13 protein-coding genes and 1 pseudogene are annotated in these 17,799 nt (G+C 69.0%); 5 read left to right on the top strand and 9 right to left on the bottom strand.

The window, feature by feature from the left end:
- Window positions 1-406: 406 nt before the first annotated feature.
- From ABGB12_RS34350 to ABGB12_RS34335, 4 genes and pseudogenes are all read right to left on the bottom strand, one after another.
- Window positions 407-841 carry a tyrosine-type recombinase/integrase gene (locus ABGB12_RS34350; RefSeq protein ID WP_347684616.1) on the bottom strand — a complete coding sequence of 145 codons (435 nt, stop codon included), beginning with the start codon at window positions 839-841 and terminating at the stop codon, window positions 407-409.
- Window positions 821-1,017: pseudogene (locus tag ABGB12_RS34345) on the bottom strand (transposase family protein); the annotation flags it as partial. The gene ABGB12_RS34350 and the pseudogene ABGB12_RS34345, both read right to left, overlap by 21 nt.
- 124 nt (window positions 1,018-1,141) lie before the next feature.
- On the bottom strand, window positions 1,142-2,185 hold the full coding sequence (locus tag ABGB12_RS34340; protein ID WP_347684612.1) for a hypothetical protein: 1,044 nt from the start codon (window positions 2,183-2,185) through the stop codon (window positions 1,142-1,144).
- Window positions 2,182-2,931 carry a hypothetical protein gene (locus tag ABGB12_RS34335; RefSeq protein WP_347684610.1) on the bottom strand — a complete coding sequence of 250 codons (750 nt, stop codon included), beginning with the start codon at window positions 2,929-2,931 and terminating at the stop codon, window positions 2,182-2,184. Before ABGB12_RS34335 ends, ABGB12_RS34340 begins: the two co-directional genes overlap by 4 nt.
- A 324-nt stretch (window positions 2,932-3,255) precedes the next feature.
- Here ABGB12_RS34335 and ABGB12_RS34330 point away from each other — a divergent pair, with 324 nt between their 5' ends.
- From ABGB12_RS34330 to ABGB12_RS34315, 4 genes are all read left to right on the top strand, one after another.
- On the top strand, window positions 3,256-3,834 hold the full coding sequence (locus ABGB12_RS34330) for a hypothetical protein (protein ID WP_347684608.1): 579 nt from the start codon (window positions 3,256-3,258) through the stop codon (window positions 3,832-3,834).
- Window positions 3,834-4,496 carry an RES family NAD+ phosphorylase gene (locus ABGB12_RS34325; protein ID WP_347684606.1) on the top strand — a complete coding sequence of 221 codons (663 nt, stop codon included), beginning with the start codon at window positions 3,834-3,836 and terminating at the stop codon, window positions 4,494-4,496. Before ABGB12_RS34330 ends, ABGB12_RS34325 begins: the two co-directional genes overlap by 1 nt.
- Before the next feature lie 307 nt (window positions 4,497-4,803).
- Window positions 4,804-5,586, top strand: a complete 783-nt coding sequence (locus ABGB12_RS34320; RefSeq protein WP_347684604.1) for a hypothetical protein — start codon at window positions 4,804-4,806, stop codon at window positions 5,584-5,586.
- A 3-nt stretch (window positions 5,587-5,589) separates the two neighbouring features.
- Window positions 5,590-6,552, top strand: a complete 963-nt coding sequence (locus ABGB12_RS34315; RefSeq protein ID WP_347684602.1) for a hypothetical protein — start codon at window positions 5,590-5,592, stop codon at window positions 6,550-6,552.
- On the opposite strand, the gene ABGB12_RS34310 is transcribed toward ABGB12_RS34315, so the two are convergent.
- Entirely contained in the window at window positions 6,522-7,661 is a 1,140-nt protein-coding gene (locus tag ABGB12_RS34310) for a hypothetical protein (protein ID WP_347684600.1), read from the bottom strand. The genes ABGB12_RS34315 and ABGB12_RS34310 overlap by 31 nt on opposite strands.
- Window positions 7,662-7,862: 201 nt before the next feature.
- Between ABGB12_RS34310 and ABGB12_RS34305 the strand changes: the two genes are divergently transcribed.
- Window positions 7,863-11,393 (top strand): CHAT domain-containing protein, encoded by a 3,531-nt coding sequence (locus ABGB12_RS34305; RefSeq protein ID WP_347684598.1) that lies wholly within the window; start codon window positions 7,863-7,865, stop codon window positions 11,391-11,393.
- Here the strand turns inward: ABGB12_RS34305 and ABGB12_RS34300 are convergent.
- The 4 genes from ABGB12_RS34300 to ABGB12_RS34285 are packed head-to-tail and all read right to left on the bottom strand — an operon-like array spanning window position 11,359 to window position 17,742.
- Window positions 11,359-11,991: an FHA domain-containing protein gene (locus ABGB12_RS34300; protein WP_347684596.1), complete on the bottom strand. Its 633-nt coding sequence runs from the start codon at window positions 11,989-11,991 to the stop codon at window positions 11,359-11,361. The two genes, ABGB12_RS34305 and ABGB12_RS34300, sit on opposite strands and share 35 nt — an antisense overlap.
- Window positions 11,988-13,967, bottom strand: a complete 1,980-nt coding sequence (locus tag ABGB12_RS34295; protein WP_347684594.1) for an AAA family ATPase — start codon at window positions 13,965-13,967, stop codon at window positions 11,988-11,990. Before ABGB12_RS34295 ends, ABGB12_RS34300 begins: the two co-directional genes overlap by 4 nt.
- Complete coding sequence (locus ABGB12_RS34290) at window positions 13,964-15,472, bottom strand: hypothetical protein (protein WP_347684592.1); 1,509 nt, start codon at window positions 15,470-15,472, stop codon at window positions 13,964-13,966. The genes ABGB12_RS34295 and ABGB12_RS34290 overlap by 4 nt, the downstream gene beginning before the upstream one ends.
- Window positions 15,469-17,742 (bottom strand): protein kinase, encoded by a 2,274-nt coding sequence (locus tag ABGB12_RS34285; protein ID WP_347684590.1) that lies wholly within the window; start codon window positions 17,740-17,742, stop codon window positions 15,469-15,471. Before ABGB12_RS34285 ends, ABGB12_RS34290 begins: the two co-directional genes overlap by 4 nt.
- Window positions 17,743-17,799: the final 57 nt, after the last annotated feature.

The raw sequence follows: 17,799 nt of genomic DNA, 5'->3' as shown, positions 1-17,799 counted from the left end.
GGATCCGGGCCTTGTAGGCCGCGGTGAACGTCCGCCGCTTGGGCCGGCTCGGCTTCTCATCGGTCACTCGACCATCCTGCCCTCTCATGGCGGCCTGGTCGGCGAGGGTCATCGTCACTGTCCTGATGGTCCTGTCTCGCCCTGCTTCACATCAAAAGGATCTGTTCATCCCGTGTGTCACACCAGTCTGACAGAGAGGGACCCTATGGAACGGCTCTGTGGGCCGATACCTGGATCAGGCGTATGGTGCGCGACGCCTCTCAGACATGAACCCTCACGCCGTCACACGACGGATGGGGCGCACGGCGGACACCGTGACCATGCAGCCGTGTGGAGCGCTTCCCGTTGGGGGTACAGCCGACGAAGGCCCAGGTCAGAGAGAAGCTCTGCCTGGGCCTTTGTCATGTCAGGACTGCTTTCTTCCTCTGCGTGCCCGCCGCGTGCCCGTTGGCTTTTCCTGCGTGCCCTTGAGCTGTGCCCGGGTCATGGCGCTGAGGGTGTCGGCGATCTCCTGATGACGCTCCTGCGTGGCGTGAAGGTAGATCATCGCCGCACGATCACTGGAGTGCCCCATCCGCTCTTTGAGCTCCGGAAGCGTGGTGCCGGCGATGGTTGTCAAAGTACTCCCAGTGTGCCGAAGATCGTGAAAGCGGATGCCTTTCAAGCCGACTTCGGCCAGGGCCTTGGCCCAGATCCGACGGAACCCGCCGCGCCGCGGCATCGCCCCTTTGGCACCGACGAAAATCAGTCCTTCTTCGCCGTCCCGTGTGTCACGCCAGTCTGGCAGAGAGGGCTCGGCTCTGTGCGGGGCCGCCGCCGGCTTCGGAGAACGAGCCGACAACAGCGTCACGACCTCCTGCACATAGCGCCAGGCGGTCGCTGCCGAGACTCCGAAACCGGCTGCGAACTGCGCGAACGTCTCGCCCTTGCGCAGGTGGACCAGCGCCAGCAGGGCTTGGCGGCCCGGGTTCAGCCGCCGCCAGACGGACCGATGGCTTTGCGGTGCCGATGGATCACCCGGCCAGGTAGTTCAGCGTTGAGGGCGACAAATCGACTGGCCGTAAGCAGGGAGTTCACAACCACAGCCAACCGCGAGAGCGGGTAGGGGCGGCAGTGGCTCTATCAGACCCCGGCCTCGGCTTCAGGAGAGGGTGGCGAGGACCTCGGTAGCGTGATCGGGATCGTTGGTCACCAGGTGGAGAGCCCAGGTGGGATCGACGGAGAGTTCGGCGATGAAGGCCCGCCACAAGGCGGAGGCGCTGGTCTTGGCGGAAAGGCGACTGCGCCCCGCACCGAACAGAGGGAAACACAGGGAGGACAAGGGCGGAGTGTAGGCGGAGCGGCGGGCGGCTGCCAGCCGGAAGATGTTGTGCACGGCCAGTCGGATGGCGTCGGGAGTGACGGTGTACGCGGAAGCCGAGGCTCCGGAAGAGGCCACGGCAGCGTGGTACACAGCGCGGACGCCGTTGGCCGCCAGTTTCCCCGGTGAGGTCTCGGCAATGGTTCCGACTGGAACCGCAAGACCTGGCCGCGCGTTGCGCTGGACCCAGGCCGACAGCTCCCGCTGGATCACGTCATCCACGATCTCGCCAGACGGCTCACGGATGGCGCCTGCGCGCCGGATCGCTGCGGAGACCGAGGTACCGAAGGTCTTCGACACTTCCAGATAAATGTTCTCGGACGAGACCAGTACATCCGCTTCGGTCAGCAGTTCGACCGGGCCGACATGGAATGTCAGCGGGTGCAATGAAGGGTCCGGGAACGGGATGGAGGTTCGAGGCGCCAAGGGCGGCGGTACCCGCACCGCCCCCTCGCAGAATCCCATGATGCTCTCAGCGATCTGTTCGAGGACGTCCTGCTCCCTGCCCTTGCGGAAATGCTCGGGTGTGACCCCGTAGATTTCCGCCGAGCGGCGGCGCCGGTCCTGGGCGGGCCAGTCCCGGGTGCCGGGGGCGAGGCCGAGAGTGTAGGACGCGGCGTCCGCCAACTGGCCGGGGTCCAGGGAGGTGATCGCGGCCCGCAGCAGTGCCTCGATCGCCGCAGGCGACTCCGGGGCGTCCGGGTCATGGAGCCGGGCGGCGGCCGTCAGCCCGGGCAGCGACAGTCTGCGCAGATGAAGCAGGCCTCGTTCTCGCAGAACGCGTAGTTCGGCAACCAACTCGTAGTGGTTTGGGGCATCCGTCACTCTCGTAGGGTCGTACATGGCGACCCGGCCGTTCCAGTGGCTTCCCAGAGTTGCTCGAACTGGCCAAGCCAGTAGCGGTACCAGTCGCCATCGGCCGAGGTGAGCCTCAGGTGCATACGGGCCGCACTCGACGGGTTGTGGAATCCGTGGAACTCCACGATCAGCATGCCCTTTCTGGACGACGGATCGATGGCGACGATGCTGAAACCGGGGTTGAAGCCGAGGAGGCGGACCTCACCGCGGCCCATGGTCCCGCCCGCGCAGAGTTCGCTGAGTTCGGCGTAGGCCCAGCACAGCGCTTCGGGAAAAGGCATTGTCGGGTGGTCTCCGCTGAGGTGCCGTGCCGCGGTCTCGACCGTGGCGGGGAGTTCGGGGTCGAGGACGACGGCCCGGAGCACCCCTCTCTCTCGCGCCAGCACGTGTTCGCGCAACGTCGCCCGGTTCACGGCGCTGAGGAAGTTCTGTCCTGACGGAGCGAACATCCAGACCTCGCGGGCGGAACGGAGCCTCTCGTACACGTCGGCACGCAGGAGTTCCTCCCTCGCGCAGAGGCGGGGTTCGGGCTCGCGTGGCGTGAGCCTGTGGACGAGCAGCCCGATGCCGACCGTGCATACCGCCAGTTGCATGTCAGTGGAGACGAGGTCCCCGAAGAGGGAGAGCACCGCGAAGAGCAGTGCGACCCCGGTGACCATGCGGGCTTCGAGGTCCCTCCGCCGCGGAAGATCCCATCTGATCCGACGCCACATACGCCCTCCTTCCGGCTGTCACTCCGATCTTCACGCGGACTCAATCCCGAAAATCATCCAGAAAACAGGACAGAAAGCAGAGCCGAAGACCTCCGGATCCCACCCGGAGGACGCCCAGAGTTAGGACGCCCTAACCAACTTGGATAGCCAGGAGGGAGGGAGGAGCCTTCATGGAACCGCACTGAACAAAAGAACAACAAGCCCCACCAATTCACGGCAAGATGCCCTGGAGGCATCACCACTAGGGAGCATGTCATGTCCGAAAAAGACATAGTTCGTGCTATTCAACGACATTTGCCGAGACTTCGGGTGCTACTCGGCTCCGTGATCACCGATCTCGCCGAGCTGCTCGCCGAACTGGAGCACTCCGGCACTCCGTACCAGGTCTGGATCAGGTTGAACACGCTTCTACTCGACCATCTCCCCCCAGACGACGAGTTGGTCGCCCTGGTCCTCGACACCGAGGGGGACACCTTCCGTTCGACGACCGCGGTCGTCGAACCGGCGTCGCTGGCCGAGCTCCGTGAGGAGGCGCGGCGCCTGCTCGCGGAGCTCTCCACCCCGGCCGCGTCACCGATCATCGAGCGTGCCCGCGAGCGGCTCCTCGGCGAGCCCGCACGGGACGCGATGCCGGGCGACACCACCGAGCCCGGACTGCTTCTGCTGAACGAACGCGACGGGACTCTCCGGACTCCGCTGTTCCAGTTCGACGCCGACGGACGGGTGCTGCCCGTGGTCCGAGAGGTCAACCGGCTGCTCCACGCCGACGAGGAGGCGTGGAGCGCCGCCGACTGGTGGTTCGGCGACAACTCCCTCCTGGACGGCGTGCCCGCCGCTCTCCTCGGCCACATCGACGACCACCGGCTCGTCACCGCCGCCCGAGCGCTCAGGGAGACGATCTGATGCCGCCCCAACCGCTCGTCTACCGGGCCGACGCCGTGTCCCTGACGACGCTTCCGGCGGGAACCGTGCTGTGGCGCTTCCACGAGTCCCGGTTCGCCGCCGAGTCGTTCGCACCGCCCCGGGAGGATCCGTTCTTCACCGGATACCGCTTCGACGGCACGAGGCTCTACCCGTATCCGTACTATTACGCGGCCGACCGTGCCGACACCGCGCTGGCCGAGGTGCTCCTGCGCCAGCGCCGGTTCGATCCGGGACGGACCGAACGGCTCATCGGTCACCACGAGGTCGCCGGCCGACGGTTGAGCGCCGTGGAGACGACCGCCGACCTGCGGCTCGCCAATCTGGTCAGCGCTCTGGACCTCAGCAGGCTCGGCCAGGACGAATGGCTTCTGGAGGCCAGTGGAGCGGAACAGATCCAGACCAGGGTCTGGGCCGGTCAGCTCTGGGAGGCCGAGGAGCGCGTCCAGGGCATGCTCTGGATGTCGCGGCGGAACCGGCCGGAGCGGGCGCTCCTGCTGTTCGGCGACCGGTGTGGCGAGGATTTCCTCAAGCCCCTGCCGGACGAGACCCTGGACTTCGACAGCGCCCGTGGCGTCGAACGGGCGAACGACCTGCTCGAAGGATTCGCCGCCGCCATCGTCCCGCCGCCCTCGCTGGCATGACCGGGCGCGGGGCTTCTCGCGGCGCCCTCGACCGCGAGAGACCCCGGTCCCGAAGGCCTAAGGCTCTTCGTCCTCTTCTCCCTGACAGAGCATTTCCACCTCCGAGGTCTTTGCCGGTGACTCCAGTCTGGGTTTCCCTGCTCCCGCACTTCCAGCCCTTTTCTTTGACAAGAATCCCAGAGTTGACGCAGGGCTGCAGAGTGGACAAATACCGGTCACTTCACCGCACTGAATTCCGGCGACAACCGATTCGTTCATCATTGCGTCTTACCGGCAACGACGGGAACTGAACACAAATAGGGGAAGCATGGTCCATCTGGTCCTCTACCTGAAGCAGACCCCCATCTCCAACTGGCAGAAGCGGCTCGGCACGCCCGCCAAGCGTCTTGAGTACTACGAGACGCTCACGGCGCTTCTCCGCGAGACCGACGCGGCGGCCCAATCCAGGCCTCAGCGTCAGCGGATAGTCGAGGAGGTGGGACGCCAGTCGGCGTCCACCCTCTACGCGGCGCTGAGGAAACTCCCGCTGGTCGACGCGATCGACCAGTCGGCGACGCGCTCCCGGCTGGAGCAAGGGGACATCGTCGACCGGCTGCTCGCCGAGACCCAGATCTGGTCGTACCACGACCACCGTCTCGGCTGGATGAACGGGCTCAGCCGGATGCGAGCGGAATCCACCAGGATGGCCGCCACCACCCTCCTCCAGACCGTCGCGCTGTGGGCCGCCGCGGAGCCGGCGCTGGCGTCCAGCCGACCGACGATCCCCCCGCTCAGCGCCGCCCAGGACCTCTGTCTGGTGGTGGAGCACCATCTGCCGTTCGACGACGCGGTAGCCCTGCTCGAACGGGTCATCACCGAGGCCACCGGGCCGCTGGGCATCTCGCCCGACGCCGTGGTCGACGCGGTCTACGACGAGCTCATGCGTCCCTACAGCAGGCCGGAGACCGTGCGTGACGCCTTCGGACGGATCCGCAGCTCGCTGCGCGACATCGTCCATGTCCTCGACCGCATGTCCGAGGAGGAGATCGCGGCGGCGCTGCCGTCGGACGTCTCACTCGACACCATCCGCCGACTCGCCAAGGGAGCATGACGCATGGCCTCCGAAGCCACCATGCTGGCCGAGCTGCACACCGTCGCCGTCTACACCGCCGACAGCGGCGACGCGGCGATGCTGGAGGAGATGTTCGAACAGGCCCGGAGTACACCCGGTCACTCCGCCGCGCTGATCTTCCGGATCGAGTACGAGCTGGAGAAGATCCGCAGCCGCGGCCGGCCGGTCGCCGACTCCGCCGCGGTCTGGGACGACCTCGTCCGCCGCGGTGCGGTGCGGCTGCCGCCGGACGATCCCGCGATGCTCACCGCCCGGTCGCTCCGCGCCCAGTACACCCGCCGTCGGGGGCTGCCAGGCGACATCGACCGGGCGATCGAGATGTACCGGGACGAGCAGCGGCTACGCGAGGAGCTCTTCTCCGCGGACGATCCCCGGACGTCCACGGCGCGGGCCAATCTGGCTCTGACGATCAGGGAGCGCGACAGGCCGGGCGATCTGGAGACCGCACGCGAGCTCCTGGAACGCGAGGCGTTGTTCCGGATCGACCGGTACGGGCCTGACCGGCCGTTCACCTGGATCGCCAACATCGTCTTCGCGCAGACCCTGCTGCTCCTGGCCGACCGAGCCGATACCGACACCCGCCGGGATCTCGCCCGGCAAGCCGCCGACCTCACCCGGCAGATGCTCCAGTCGCGTCGCCGCCGGTACGGCGACGGGCACCGTTCCACCCTGCGGGCGCAGATCGTCTACGCGCACGCGCTCCTGTTGCTCGGACAGGCCGAGGACGCGGTCGCCGAACTGCGGGAGGTGCAGGCCGTCGAGGGCCGGGGGATGCTCGACCCCGGCTGGTCGGATTACCTTCTGGCGCGGGCGCTGCGCGACATTCATCCCGGGCGGGCGCGCACTCACGCCCATCGGGCCGTCCGGCTGCGCTCGACGAGCTATCTGGAGGGCAGCCGTCAGCTGCGCGAGGCTCAGCGCCTCGTCAGCGAGTTGGGCGACTGATCCAGGCCGGCCGTGCCGCGGGGCTCGGCGAACGCGGCGGGATCCCAGACGGGGATCCCGCCGGTGACCGATCCCAGCAGGCCGAACGCCTCTACGAACCGGGACGAGACCGTCCCGTCGCCCGAAGGTCCACCGCGTACCCGGCCGCCGTCGAGCAGGAGCCGTCCGTCCGGCCCGGCCAGGACCACCGCGGGCGCCACCTGGTCCGTGGTGACCGACAGCGGAATTCCGAACCCCGCGAAGTGGCGTTCCAGAACCTCGGCGAGGAAGACCTGCTCGGCTTCCTCCTCCAGCAGGGACCGCCAGCGTTCGGCGTCGTCGAGCAGGGTCTCGTCGAGCGCGGCTCCGCCGCGGTCGGTCACCGCGTCGAGCGCGCCTCGCAGACGGTGGATCAGCCAGTCCCGCGTCGGGTGGGCGGGGAAGGCCGAGAACACCTGGAGATGGACCGCGGCGGGCAGGGCCTGCTCGATCCCGCGCCGGGCCGCCGCGTTGAGCGTGCGCACCGCCGCCGCGAGCGGGTCGACGCCGCTGAGCCCGGCGGCAGGCGAGCGGGTGGCCAGCGCGCGGGCCGCCATCTCCAGGACCTGAACGCGTGCGCGCGCCGACACTGTGGGGTCCAGCGAGGTGTACCCGCGCTTGACCCTGCGGCCGACTCTCCCCAGCGATTCGGCTTCCGCGACGCCCTGGACCAGCCCTTCCGCCTTGTCCACCACCGAGGTGTCCAGTGGGGGATCGCTCTCTCCCAGGAGCCTGAGCGCCTCCCGGTCGGCGGCCTCGCCCATCAGACGGGTCAGCGCGGCGCATCGGGCGGCGCATCCGGCCGTCCAGGCCGCGAGATCCCCGCGGCTCATTCCGGTGATGTCCAGGACGAACGGACTCGGGGGATCGTCCAGCACCCGTTCGGCCAGAGCGCTCAGGACCCTCAGCCGAGCGCTGCGCAGGATTGCCTCGGCTGTCACGGTGCACCAGAGGTCATGGACGCCCGGTGCCGGAAGCGCCTCGGCGAGAGCGGCGCCGTGAGCCAGCAGCAGCGGGACCGCCTTCGCCGGCAGAGGGGCGTCTCCCGGCAAGGCGGACCACGCCCGGCCCCCGGATTCGCAACCCAGCATGGTGCGGCTCCTCCCGTGGATTCAAGGGAACCCTCCCCGGCGCGAGAGCACCGTCCAACGAAGAGAATAGACACTGAAAACGAAAACAGCGAGCAGCGAACCCGATTCATTGTTCCATGGAATGCGGCACAATAATAGAATTGGTGGCCCCGCCCCCACGACAGGTGCATAATCCTCGGCAAACACGAGGAGGCGATCGCGATGACCGACCCCGAAGCCACGATCTCGGATCTCCGCGCGCGTCTGAGGGATCTTCCTCCGGAAGACACGCGGACGCGCGCGGAGTGGGAGACGACGCTCGGTTCGCTCCTGGCCGAGCGGGTTCTCGCCCACGGCATCAGCGGCTGCGACCCGGCCGAGCTCGACGAGGCCATCGGTGCGCTGGAGCGTGGTGACGGCGCTCCGAAGACGCTCCTGCGGGTCGCTCTGCTGCGTTTCCTGCGCTATTACGCCCATGGCGGGGATCGCGAGGACGTGAATCAGGCCATAGCCCGGTTGCGGATCCTCCTGGCCGATCCCGGACCGTACGAGACCAAGGCCTCGGCGCTCCTCGCCTATCTCCTTCTCCTCCGGGTTTTTCCGGACACCCTGCGCGCCGACACAGCGAAGGATTTCGCGTCCGTATTCGCTGCCATGCGTGGATTCCAGTTCAACATCGCCAGAGCCTCCGCCGATCTGACCGAATCATCGCAAATATTTGAGAAAGTAAGCCTTCTTCCCGATACCCCGGAAGAGATCCGCACGATAGCCCACCGGCTGTCGCTCATCAGGAAACTGGCGACCGGCGATCAGACGTCCCTCCTGCAGGTGGTGGGCCAGATCGTGCAGGCCTCCGGCTCCCCCGGGACACCGCCGATGCCCGCGCTCGACCTGAAGGCCATCGAGTCGTGGCTGGAACTGACGGAACTCCAGTCGAACCCGAACACGGCGGCCGACGACGCCGTCATCCGTGCCCGGGAGCTCCTGGACGAGCTGCCCGCCGCCCATCCGATGCACGCCCCCATCGGCTACGGGCTCGGCAAGATCGCGATCGACCGCGACGCCCAGATGGCCGATCTCCTCCAGATCCTCACGCGCTCCATGGAGCAGACAGAGGGCGACCATCCCTTCGCCGGGCTCTTGCGAGAGATGCTCGCCGGGGCCACCTCGGTGGTCGCCGTGGAGGACCCGCTGCGCGAGAACGGGGCGGGGCCGACTCTCGCCGAGGCCGTCGAGGTCACCACCGGACTCCTCGAGGAGAGCAAGGCTCGCGCGGCGGAGACCGGAGCGGACGAAGACGTGCGGGAGGCCGCGCGTCACTCCTTCATGGCCGGGCTCAGCCTGGTCATGAGCTCGATCGGCAGCGGGGACCCGGAGACCCGGCGCGCCGGGCTCCAGCTGCTCGGCGAGACGCTGGAGCGGCTTCCCCGGGACGACGGGTTCTCCGCCATCGCCCTGGCCGCCTACGGGTCGGTGCTCTTCGAGCAGTCGATGACCCGCGGCACCCTCCAGGAGGAGGAGGCCGCCGACCTGTTCCTCGAGCAGTCCCAGGGGCTCCTCGCCCACTTTCCGGAGAGCGACCAGTACGCGCAGGTGATCCGCGGAATGACGATCATCCTTCGCCACCGGGACCTGCGGGGACCCCAGGACGCCGACCGGCTGTCGGAGGGCATCGGGGACCTCACCGCGCTCGTCGAGCGGCTCGAAGGCCACTCCACGCGTGTCTTTCTGCTCGTCGGGCTGGCTTTCCTCCATCTCCAGCATGCCCTCATCACGGGTGACATGACGGAGTTCTCGCTCGGGCTCGACTACGCGATCGAGGCGGGCGACCAGGACACCGGCTCCTCGACCCGGCATCTGTTCACCGCTCTCAGCGCCCTTGCCAGAATGCTCAGGTTCCTCATGGACGGCGATCTCAACGCCATCGACCGGCTCATCCCCCGGCTGGAACGCACGATCACGAACCCGACTTTCGGCGTCCACCATCGTCCGCCCCTCATGAGCATGCTCGCCCTGGCCTACGCCCAGCGGCACACCGCCCGGGGCGACGCGGCCGACCTCGACAAGGCGATCGACTGGTACCGCGCCGCCGACGAGAGCAGCGCCGACCTCACCGAGGGAAGATCCGCCGAACCGCTCTTCCGGCTGGCGCAGGCGCTGCGGCTGCGCGGCGACAGCGCGGACGCCGTCCGGGAAGGGCTGCGCGCGCTCCGGGCACGGGCCCGGGAGGTCCTGCTCCAGATCGGGCCCGATCACGGGCTCACCCGGGCCCGCGACGGCGACGGCTTCGCCTGGACCGTCGCGTTGTGGAGCCTGGAAGACGGACGCCCCGATCTGGCCGTCGAGGCCCTCGAACTCGGTCGCGGGCTCGTCCTGCACAGCGCGACGACCTTCACCTCGATCCCCGACTCGCTGCGCGCGGCCGGACGCGACGACCTGGCCGCGGTCTGGGCGGAACGCGCCCCCGGCGTCCTGGAGATCGACAGCGTCGGCCCCGAAGCGGCACACTCCTTCCTCCGCCAGATCATCGGCGGAGAGACGCCGTCCGACCTCTACCGGCGGGTGCTGGCCGTGCTCGACGACCGGCCCGAGGCCGGCGGGCTCCTGGCGGTCCCCACCCCCGCCGAGATCGGCGCCGCCGCCGCGGCCACGGGCGCCCACGCCTTCGTCTACCTGCTGCCCGGCCAGGACGGCGGCTGGGCGATCGTCCTGGACCGGGAGGGCGTGCCGCGGCCGCTGCGCCTTCCCGCCCTCGCCGAGCGGTCGCTCGGCCCGGTGCGGGCCCTCGCCGGACTCACCGCGGACGATCCGGAGGCCAGGCCCGAACAGCGGACGGCCGTCGCCGAGGTCTGCGACTGGGCCTGGTCCAGCGCGATGGAGCAGGTACTCGACATCTGCGCGAGCATCACGCCCGAAGGCGAGACACCGCGCGTCGTCCTGGTCCCCTGCGGTGTCCTCGGCCTCGTGCCCTGGCACGCGGCACGGCGTCGGCTCGCGGAGAAGACCCGGTACGTCTGCGAGGACGCGGTGCTGTCCTATTCCGTCTCCGGCCGCCAGCTGATGAACGGTGTACGAACGAAACGGAGGGAACATCTCGGCCGTCCCGTGCTCATCGCCGACCCCGGACACGGAGGCTTCGGGCTGCCCTGGGCGTCGCGGGAGGCCGAGGCTCTGAGCATGAGCTTCTACCCCGATGCCGAGATCTTCGGCATCACCGGCCAACCGGCGTCGGCCGAGAACGTCCGGGCGGCCCTGGGCCGCGCCCGTCTCCTGCACTGCGCCTCACACGCGCGGTCCGCGCCGTCACCGCGCAAGTCGGCGATCCTCCTCGCGGGCGAGGACGTTCTGCCCGTGGCCGAAGCGCTCACCTCACAAGACCGGCTCACATGCGAACTGATGGTGCTCAGCGCCTGCGTCTCCGACCTCGCCGGAGCCGACTACGACGAGAGCCTCACCCTGGCCACCGCGTTCCTGACGGCGGGCGTGGCCGAGGTCGTCGGTTCCCGCTGGGAGGTGCTCGACCGGGCGGCCGCGCTCCTCATGTACATGTTCCATCTGAACCTGTCCACCGGGCTCGACGCCGCCGACGCCCTCCGCGCGGCCCAGCGCTGGATGCTCGACCCGGACCGGAAGGCCCCCGAACGCCTCCCGAAAACGCTACAGGCCGTGCTCACCCGATTCAGTGGCACGCTCGCCGAGCCTTCCGCATGGGCGGCGTTCACCCACCAGGGAGTCGCTTCCCGGCGACCCTGACCACGCTCCGCGCATGGAGTCCGAACCTGACCCGGTCTCCATGCGCGAGCTCCCGCTCCGCGGGGTGGTGGATCTCCTCATCGTTGACGAATGTCCCGTTCATCGACCTCTCGTCCCGGATCCAGGATCGGCCGTCGCGGTCGACGCGGATCACGGCGTGGATCCGGCTCACGTTCGTGAACCTCTCCAGATGGGACCAGCCCGTCGACTCCGGTGAGCGACCCAGGACGATCCGTTCGGAGAGCCCGACGGAGAGCCTGCCGCCATGGTCGAACGTCAGGAGGAGCGGCGGAGGGACGAGCGGCTCGTGGCAGTCCAGGCAGTGGGTGTTCGTCGAGACCGGCGACGGGCTCCCGCAGTCCCAGCAGACCTCCGTGCCCGCGGGCACGGAGGCAGGCGGGGCCGAGGGCTCCGGTTCCGGCTCGGTCACCGCGCCGACCGGTTCCGCTGCCGCACCCTCCTCGATCGGCTCCGGCGGCTCCGACGGGGCTGCGATCGAGCCGGAGTTCATCGGGATGCCGTGCGCGGAGCACCGGACGTCGATCTCGTCGGCGTCGTACTGCTCCACGCACCCCATACCGCAGTGCCAGTCGATCACCGCTCTCCTCCGGGCTTCACGACGAGCGCCGGACGGCCCAGGCCGGTCTGCGCCTCGACGACGGTCAGCGTCGTCCCGCGCCGGTAGCCGCCGATGAGCAGTTCGCGTGACAGCGGGTTGATGAACACCGTCTCCAGCGCGTTGCCGATGCCCCGGCCCCCGTTCTCCCGGTCCTTGGTGCAGTGGGCACGCAGGTCCTCGCCCGCCGTGGGCGCGATCCTCAGATGGATCCCGAGCCCGGTTTCGATGGTGTGGATCGTGTTCGCCACGAGCGTCTGGAAGATTTTGTCAGCCGTCTCGGCCGAGATGAAATCGAAGATCACGAAATTGTCGCCGAAGCGGTTGAGGAGTTCGGGCCGTCCGATGTTCATGACGAACTCCTGGCGGATGGCTTCGAGAATCCGGGCGCTCAGCTCGTCGTATCCCAGATTCTGCTCGGCCCGGACGACGTGGGACTTCATGTTGGTCTTGGGATCGGTCGTGATGATCCCGAGGTTCGAGGTGAAGATCAGCACGCATTCGGAGAAGTGCGTCGTGATCCCGCGGCCGTCGGTGAGACGGCCGTCCTCGAGGATCTGCAGGAACTTGTCGAGAACCGACGGATGAGCCTTCTCGATCTCGTCGAAGAGGACCACGCGGAAAGGCCTGTTGCGGATGGCGGAGGTGAGCTCTCCTCCCGCTTCGAACCCGACGTAGCCGGGCGGAGCTCCGACGAGCCGGTCGGCGGCGTGCGCGGCCGAGAACTCGCTCATGTCGAAACGCAGATAGGACTCGTTGTCGCCGAAGAGCAGTTTCGAGACCGCCTTGGCCAACTCGGTCTTGCCCACGCCCGTCGGCCCCGCGAAGAACAGGACGCCCCGTGGTCTGCTGCCCTTGGCCGTCTTGTGCGCTCCCGACAGGCCGGTCGCCGCGCGGATGAGGATGTCGAGGGTCTTGTCGACTGCCATGTCCTGGCCGATGACCCGGTCGTACAGGCTCCGCTCGTCGTGGGTCTCCTCACTGAAGGACGACGGGGGACGCTCGACTTCCTTGACCAACCGGCCCCGTAGCCCCGGGCTCGCCCACGGGTCGTCGGAGATGCCCAGTTTGTAGATGCGGGTCGCCTCGGACAGGCCCGCGAAACCGGTACCACGGTCCTGTGCCAGCCGAGTGATCTCGCTCATCGCGAACGCGCCCATGCCGTCGGTGGCGTGGACGAACTCCTCGATCACCTTCTTGTCGGACTCGGAGTACTCCTGCCTCCGCTTGCCGAACCGGCGTGCCAGCACCTCCGCGACCTCGCGCCGTTCGTCCAGCTCCATCCGGGGCAGACCGATCACCCTGATGCGCTCGCTGCCGCCCGTGAACCACGCCGGCAGGTCCCGGTCCCCGTCGACCAGCCAGATCAGCGGGTTGAAGATGCTGTAGGGACGGGCTCCGCCCCGCGCGTAGACGCTCTCCGCGGTATCGGCGAGCTTCTGGCAGAACAGGAAGAAGTCCCGTTCGGCCGCGTCGAGGCCGCTGAGCGACCGCGGGATCCGCGACGCGTAGTCCAGTAGGAAGGCGACCCGCGGATAGAGCGGGAGCGCTCCGGGCGGCAGCGGTTCGCCGCCCTCGGCCTCCGGGTCGAGCGGGGTCCTCGGACATGCCACCGATTGGAGGTACCCGCATAGATTCTCCAGGGAGATGCACCCCTCCGGCAGGCCGCGGACGCCGAGAATCCGCTGGGCTTCCGCCCGCGCCTCCGCCGTCTCCGGGTAGACGCTGATCCCGTCCACCAGGTCATAGCGGATGAGGCAGCGGTAGCCGCTGACCCGCAGCGCCCGCCAGATCAGGTCCTGGAGCGAGACGAGCATCGCCGGGCGATCGGCGTCCGCCGGGATCCGGAACATGTCGCGTGTGTCGCCGTGCAGGATGTACTGCGAGGCCACGGCGAGCGTGCCGTCGAGTTCCCGGACGAAGGTCGGCCACCCGGGAAGGCGCTGCTCTGCGGTCATCGTCCGGCTCCCAGGTCATGCGTCCGCTGGGCGGGCTCGGCGCCCTCATCCAGGGCGGCGCCGGGGTTCTCGGCCCTCGCCTGGACCTCCGTCAGCGACGCCTGCAGATCGGTCACCTTGGTGCCTTCCGCCTCCAGCCGCCGCGTCGCCTCGGCCATGGAGTCGTGAAAGGCCTTGCAGTGATCGGCGCTTCGGAGCCGCGCCTGACTGTCCGTGGCCTCGACCGCCCCGACCAACTGGCCCTTCACCCGCAGCCCGTCCACGATGACGTCGCCGTAGTGCTCCTTGTTCCATCCCGCGAGGGAGACCTGGAACCGATCAGGCGAGGCGGGTCCGGTGGCCTCTGTGAAGGTGACCTCATAGCCCTCCGCCTTCAGCAGTTCCGCCAGCCGTCGGGCGTGGCGGTGCTGTTCCGCGAGCGTGCTCGCACGTCCGGCCAGCCGGATCGCCTCGCCGCGTACCTCCTCGGCGAGGGTGTCGTCGCCCTCGATGACCGCGTTGAGCTCAGCGACCACCCTGAGGTCGGTTTCGTCGAGGGCTCCGCTGCGGTTCAGGTACTCGATGCCCTCCAGAAGTCGACCGCACAGCAGGGCGTCCTCGTGGTGGCGCCGGACCTTGGCACGCAACTGGGCGATCCGCCGTGCGAGCAGGTCGAGCTGGGCGGGCGCGCCGTTCGTGGGCTGCCCGGCCTTCGCCGCGGTCTCCAGCAGACGGGCGCGATCCCTGGCGGAGACGATCGGGCTTCCGGAGGTCTCGGCGAGAAACTCCTCAAGCAGGACGGACGCTTCGGTCCTGCGGCGCGCGGCCTCGCGCTCGGCGGTGTTCCCGCGCACAGGCGGGGCCGGACGCCCCGTCCTCGCCAGCAGTTCCTCGGCCGTCGGCAGCAGGGACGGATCGATGTCGGGCAGCGACATCGCGAGCCGGTCACGGGCCCGCTTCTCGGCGCGCAGATCGAACTCCGCCCAGGCCTCGTCGATCTCGTCCCTCCGCCGGGCGCACTCATCGGCGATCTCCGAGAGGGACCGGCAGCCCATCGCGAGCGGCGGCGGGATCGGCAGGTCGGGGTCGTCCCCGAAGCCCCGGCGGGCCGCACCGCGCAGCACCGCGAGCCGCGCGTTGACCTCGACGACCTGTTCGGCCATGTTCTCCCACAGTGCCGCGGCCTCGCAGGCGTCCACATACCTGCGTTCCAGGTCGGCGAGTTCCCTGTCGAGCCGATCGACCCCCCGGGCCAGCCGCTCGGTGTTCCTGACCACGGCTCTGGTCACCACCACGGCCAGGCCCGCCGCTCCCAGGATCGTCGCGCCCGCGAGCAGCGCATGGCCCGCGGAGTCGAGGATCCCGTTGGCGATCTCGTGCCCGCTGCCCAGGGAGTGCCCCATCGTCTCGTGGTGGATCGAGTGGACATGCGACGCGTGCACCGACGCGGCAGTGATCACCGGTTCCGGCGGCTTGGTCATCACCGGGACGGCTTCGCTGAGGTAAGTGCCACCGAACAGACTCATGTTTCCTCCATCAAGACGGCCGACGCGGTATCCCCGCCCGCGCCGGAGTGGGGGGCAAAATCCCGTTTCTGGGCCTGCCATCTGTGGACCGTCCAGATGACGTGCGCCGCGGAGCACACTCCGGGCAGGATGTCGGGGACGTACCAGGTGCCGGCGACCATCAGAGCGCCGACCGCGATGATCACCGGAACGAGCGGCCAGGCGTTGCTCTGGAACGGCCTGAGGATCGGCGCGCTCAGATGGGCGAATGCTCCGAGCAGGGAGTACTTTCTGCCGTACCTGTAGTAGAGACCGCCCATGCGGGCGCTGAGCGCGAACTCTCCGACCGCCATGACGGTGACGGCCAGGACGAGGCTCGACGTGGCCCGCACGATCGAGGTCTGCGGGATCGCAGGGATCCGGTCGCTGAAGGTGACGATCCACCAGAAGACGATGATCAGGACGGCTATGCCTCCGGCCGCCCAGCCGATCGCCATGAGCCGCTGCTGGCTCTCGATCCAGCGGAACTTCTCCTCCCGGGCATGGTGGTAGGCCGAGAGCCGCTCCCGCTCGGCGGTCTCCTCGGCGATCCTCCGTGACTCCGCGCGCGCCTCCTTCGCACGGAGGTGGGCCGTCAGATGGTCGAGGGGGTCGGATGAGGCGACGAGCGCGGCATGCCAGGGGACCCGGCTCGGCAACCCCTCAGCCGATTCCGCGGCGAGGCGGGCCAGGCGGCGTTCGGCCTTGGGGTCCTGTGTCGCCAGCCAGAACAGCTCCGCCTCGACGTCCTCCTGGGGACGTTCCCCGCTGTTCCAGCGGACCCGCAGCGCCCGCCGGCGGTCGATGATCGCGGGCAGCGACGCCTCGTGGTCGGGGTCGTCGCCGGAGAGCAGGCCCGCGACCACCGGATCGGCGAGATCATCCAGGATGGAGATCGCGCGCGCTTCGCCACGGATGGCGCGCTGTGCCAGTCCGATGAGGTTCTCGCGCACCATGATCTCGCACCGGTAGATCTGCGGCGAGCGGCTGGGATCGAGCCAGGCGACGAGCCGCAGAAGCAGCAGCGACGACCGCTCCCTCCTCCGGCGGGACCGGGTGACCGCGGCCGAGATGGCGGCGAGATCCTCCCGGTCGAGCAGCGAAGGAGCCGATCCGTCCGGCAGGCCGCCGACCGGAGCCATGAACTGCTCGGCCCAGGCCGTCAGCGCCTTCCACGCCTCCCCGGCCTTCGGCTCGAAGAACCAGGAGGCCGCCTGATCCCAGTGGAGATGGAGAAACCCGGCCAGATCGCGGGGGTCGCGGAAGTCGTTGCCGAACAGCACGAAGGGATCGACGTCGTCCCCGACCCGGCCGCCCTCTCCCTCCAGGATCTCCGGGGTCTCGCCGGCGATCCAGAGCTCGATCTCCTCAGAGCCCCAGCGGTGCTGCTGGTCGTGCTGGCGCAGACCGCGGCAGAGCAGCCGGAGCCGCTCATCCTCGATGAGGTCGTAGTCGACCGGACGGTGGGCGCTGACCTGGGTGGCTATCAGGTCGTCCAGGTCGCCGTCCTCGCCATCGCCCTCCGCGCTCTCGTGCGGAAGGAGCCCGGTGGCCATCTGGTAGAGCAGGACGCCGAGCGACCACCAGTCCGAACGCCGGGTGGGCCTCGCGCTGAGCGCCTCGGGCGAGGCCCAGCGGGTGCTGCAGGCGGCGGCGCGGGCGTATTCCCCCGGGCCGAGTCGCCGGCTGATCCCGTAGTCGATGAGCACGGGTATCGGGTGGCCGTCCGGTCCAGGTTCGGGGCGCAGCAGGACGTTGCCGGGCTTGACGTCGAGATGGGCGACGCCCAGCCGGTGCAGCTCCGCCAGCGCCGAGGCGAGCCGGACGACGATCGCCCGCGCGGTCGCGGCGTCGAGGGGGCGCTCCTTCAGCCTGGTCTCCAGGCTCTCGCCCTCGATGTGCTCCATCAGCTCGTAGAAGACATCGCCCACCGCGCCGGCCTCGAAGACGTGCACGAGCTCGTCCCGGATCCGCCTGCCGGCCACGGCCTGCCAGACGCCGGGGTCGCGCGGCTCTTCCGGCCGGTAGACCTTCAGCACCCGCTCGGCGCCGTCCTCCCGGACGAGGTGGAGGCCGGCCTGGGCTCCGGCCCCGGTCAGTTCGCGCACCGAGTCGAACCGCGCCGCCAGCTCCGCCGGGGGCAGACCGGGGAAGACCTGGTGCCGCGGGAGACGTCCCGGGTCCAGATCGGTGTTCACCGCGGAACGGCGGCTCCGTCCCGGATCGAGGTCGGTGGGTGGTTGCTGGGACATGCACGAGCCTCCGCGCTCCCGGATTCCGATTCTGGCACCCCATGCCCGTTCCACCAT

The sequence above is a fragment of the Actinocorallia sp. B10E7 genome (genome assembly GCF_039871655.1).
GTDB lineage: Bacteria > Actinomycetota > Actinomycetes > Streptosporangiales > Streptosporangiaceae > Actinocorallia.
The sequence above is the reverse complement of the archived record's forward strand: the minus strand, read 5'-3'. Positions and strand labels throughout refer to the sequence as shown.

Coding starts and splice junctions, on each gene's coding strand:
- ABGB12_RS34335 (WP_347684610.1), bottom strand. CDS start 2,931: ATGTGGCGTCGGATCAGATGGGATCTTCCGCGGCGGAGGGACCTCGAA.
- ABGB12_RS34325 (WP_347684606.1), top strand. CDS start 3,834: ATGCCGCCCCAACCGCTCGTCTACCGGGCCGACGCCGTGTCCCTGACG.
- ABGB12_RS34320 (WP_347684604.1), top strand. CDS start 4,804: ATGGTCCATCTGGTCCTCTACCTGAAGCAGACCCCCATCTCCAACTGG.
- ABGB12_RS34315 (WP_347684602.1), top strand. CDS start 5,590: ATGGCCTCCGAAGCCACCATGCTGGCCGAGCTGCACACCGTCGCCGTC.
- ABGB12_RS34310 (WP_347684600.1), bottom strand. CDS start 7,661: ATGCTGGGTTGCGAATCCGGGGGCCGGGCGTGGTCCGCCTTGCCGGGA.
- ABGB12_RS34305 (WP_347684598.1), top strand. CDS start 7,863: ATGACCGACCCCGAAGCCACGATCTCGGATCTCCGCGCGCGTCTGAGG.
- ABGB12_RS34295 (WP_347684594.1), bottom strand. CDS start 13,967: ATGACCGCAGAGCAGCGCCTTCCCGGGTGGCCGACCTTCGTCCGGGAA.
- ABGB12_RS34290 (WP_347684592.1), bottom strand. CDS start 15,472: ATGAGTCTGTTCGGTGGCACTTACCTCAGCGAAGCCGTCCCGGTGATG.
- ABGB12_RS34285 (WP_347684590.1), bottom strand. CDS start 17,742: ATGTCCCAGCAACCACCCACCGACCTCGATCCGGGACGGAGCCGCCGT.